Here is a 2,902-nt window from a genome sequence, read left to right as displayed (position 1 = left end):
ACTATATATTATGTAACTTGAAATATAGTAAATTTATAGTATTTTTTCTTAAATATTTATTTTTATAGTATTTTAGTAAACTTAACCATATAATTCTTTATTCATAATTAATTTTTAAATGAAATTTTTGTTTTTATAATTTCAGCACATGATTTTTTTATTTCATTATTTGCATTTTTTTAATTTAGTTTTTATTTTAAAATTTTTTTATTTTATTTTTGTTTTAAGAATTCAAGATACCTATTGTTATTTTATATTTTTATATAAAATTCATTATAATCGGGATTAATATTACTGTAATTGTACCAGAAACCCCAATAGAAACTCCACTCATCGCTCCTTCCACTTCTCCAAGTTCAAAAGCTTTAGTTGTTCCCAAAGCATGTGCCGATGTACCAAGTGCAATTCCTTTAGCAATTGGATGATTTATATTTCCAAGTTTAAATACAGTAGAAGCAACCATCCCCCCAAAGATACCTGTAAAAATTATAGCTACTACTGTTATTGACTCTACACCATTTAAAGAATTTGCTAAAGATATTCCCATTGGTGTTGTTATAGATTTTGGAATAAGTGAATTTATTATACTTACATCTGAATTAGCTATTTTACCAATTATTAATACAGATACAAAGGAAATTATTATACCACAACCTATTCCTATAACAATCTCAAGCATATGCTTTTTAAATAATTCAAACTGTTTATAAAGTGGAACTGCAAGCACTACTGTAACAGGTCCTAAAAAGAAATTTATGCTATCTGCTCCTATCTTGTAGTTTTCATAAGGAATTTTTGTTATGCTTAGAAATAATATGATTCCTACAATAGCAATTAACATAGGGTTGTATATAGGATTATTTGTTTTTCTCTGAATGTATCTCCCTAAATTAAAAAACACGATTGTTACTATTATGCCAAATACTGGCGTTTGTAATACATTATACATTCTTTTGCCCTTCTTCCTTCTTTTTTATCATTTTTTCCACTATAATTCCAGTGGTATACATTACCACTAGTGTACTTAGACATATAACTAGCAAAAGTACTAATACATTTTCTTTTATTAGGTCTAATGATTTTATAAGTGATACTCCTGCTGGTATAAAAAATACAGCCATATTATCAAGGAAAAATCCACTTATATTTTCTATACTACTTAAATCCAACACTTTAAATTGTAGCAATAGGAATAATAATAGCATGCCAACTATACTCCCAGGAATAAGTATAGCACCTTGTATAAATGAGCTTATATACTCTCCTATTACCCATATACATAAAATTATTACTAATTGATTGAAAACTTTCATTTTCCACCTCCAAAAACTAAAGAGATTGTTTCAAACCATATATTTGTAGTTTTATCAACAAGCAAATATCTTTCTTCAAACAGAAAGTTATGATTTAATACAATCTCTCTTTAAATTTATTTTTATTTTAATTTAATAAAATACATACTTGGTTGTTTCAAAAAACTTAATTATATAAATCTATTTTTTGCTTAAAATTTCTTTTATTTTTGAATTGTTATACATACTATCTGGAACTTCACTTCTTAAACTATAAAAAGTTTTTTTTGCATTTTCTAAATCTCCATTATCATAATAAAGCATGCCTAACTCATAGTATGAATCATCATAGTATTGGTCATTTTTAGTATAAGTATTTATATACTTCTTATAATACTTTATGGCTTCATCCTTATTTCCCAATGCTTTATTTGTTATTGCTAATTGATATATTGATTCAGAAATATATTTTTTAGTTTTCCCTGAGGAAACTATACTTTTGAAACTATCTATCGCTTTTTCATATTCTTTATTTTTCTTTAAATCCAAAGCCTCATAGTATAAATCTTCCTCATTAGCTACAGTTATTTCTTTTTCTGGTTCTTTATTTTTAGCTTCATCTAACTCTTTATTTGTTTTTTCTAATTCTTTATTTGTTTCACCCAGTTTTTTATCAGTTTCAGTTAACTTCTCATCTTTCTTACTTATTTGATTATTCAAGGTTTCTATTCTCTTTTTACTTTGAATAAAATATACACCCATTGCAATTACAATACAAGCAAGTACAATATATGGTAAGCTATTTTTCTTCTTCTTTTTAACTCGTTTTTCTTCTTCTTTTTTACTTGTATCTTCTTGTTTTTCTTCTTCTTTTTCAAATACTGGATTATCTTTATCTATCTCTTTGAGTCTGTCCAAATATCCTTCTCTCTTTTTTACATTACCTAGCTTATCATACAATAAAGATAAGATTACATATGGTTCTATTAGTTGTGGTTCTTCCTCTACTATATTCTCCAAAATATGTATTGACTCATAATTCATTTCTTCATTTATAAACCTTATAGAATGATTGTATCTGCCTAAAAATGTTTTGAAATCTTCAGATGAAATTAAATTAACATATTTTCTTGATATATGATTATTTTCATAACATAGAGCAGTATAAAAACTCTCAAATGCTTTAGCAAAGTCGCATTTTAATAACTTTAGAAGCCCTCTAAGATTTAATATATCAATATCTTTAGGATTTATTTCTAAAGCTTTATTTACCATATTGATAGCACTAGTTATATAGTCTTTATATGCTAAATCCAATGCATTATTGTATCTCTTATATGATTCTAATTTTAACTCCTTTGATGTTGTGTCTGACTTTGACTTCAAAGCTCCTTGTAAATTTAAAAGAGTCTCTTCTTTATAATTGGTAGTCACATAACTTTGCTTTAATGCTTTTAGTGTCTCATCACCATCTTCTTCTTCTATGTTAAAAAAAGTCAAATCGCTTTTATTTTCTTCTATCAAAGATATATCTAAAATTTTTCTAGGCATGTTTTCTATATCTTGTTTTATATCTTTCACTAAAATAATACTCACCTCCACTTCAAAAT

At 25.7% G+C, this 2,902-nt stretch carries 3 protein-coding genes; all 3 read right to left on the bottom strand.

What is annotated here, in order from left to right; genetic code table 11:
- Positions 1-259: 259 nt before the first annotated feature.
- Complete coding sequence (locus tag KGF52_RS20710) at positions 260-949, bottom strand: LrgB family protein (RefSeq protein ID WP_227841476.1); 690 nt, start codon at positions 947-949, stop codon at positions 260-262.
- Positions 942-1,313 (bottom strand): CidA/LrgA family protein, encoded by a 372-nt coding sequence (locus KGF52_RS20705; RefSeq protein WP_227841475.1) that lies wholly within the window; start codon positions 1,311-1,313, stop codon positions 942-944. The genes KGF52_RS20710 and KGF52_RS20705 overlap by 8 nt, the downstream gene beginning before the upstream one ends.
- A 180-nt stretch (positions 1,314-1,493) precedes the next feature.
- Positions 1,494-2,902, bottom strand: a 1,409-nt coding sequence (locus KGF52_RS20700; protein WP_227841474.1) for a tetratricopeptide repeat protein, incomplete at its 5' end; no start/stop codon positions are given.

It is taken from the genome of Clostridioides sp. ZZV15-6597 (genome assembly GCF_020657815.1).
In the GTDB taxonomy this organism is placed as follows: domain Bacteria; phylum Bacillota; class Clostridia; order Peptostreptococcales; family Peptostreptococcaceae; genus Clostridioides.
This window is presented reverse-complemented; position numbering and strand designations above follow the sequence as displayed.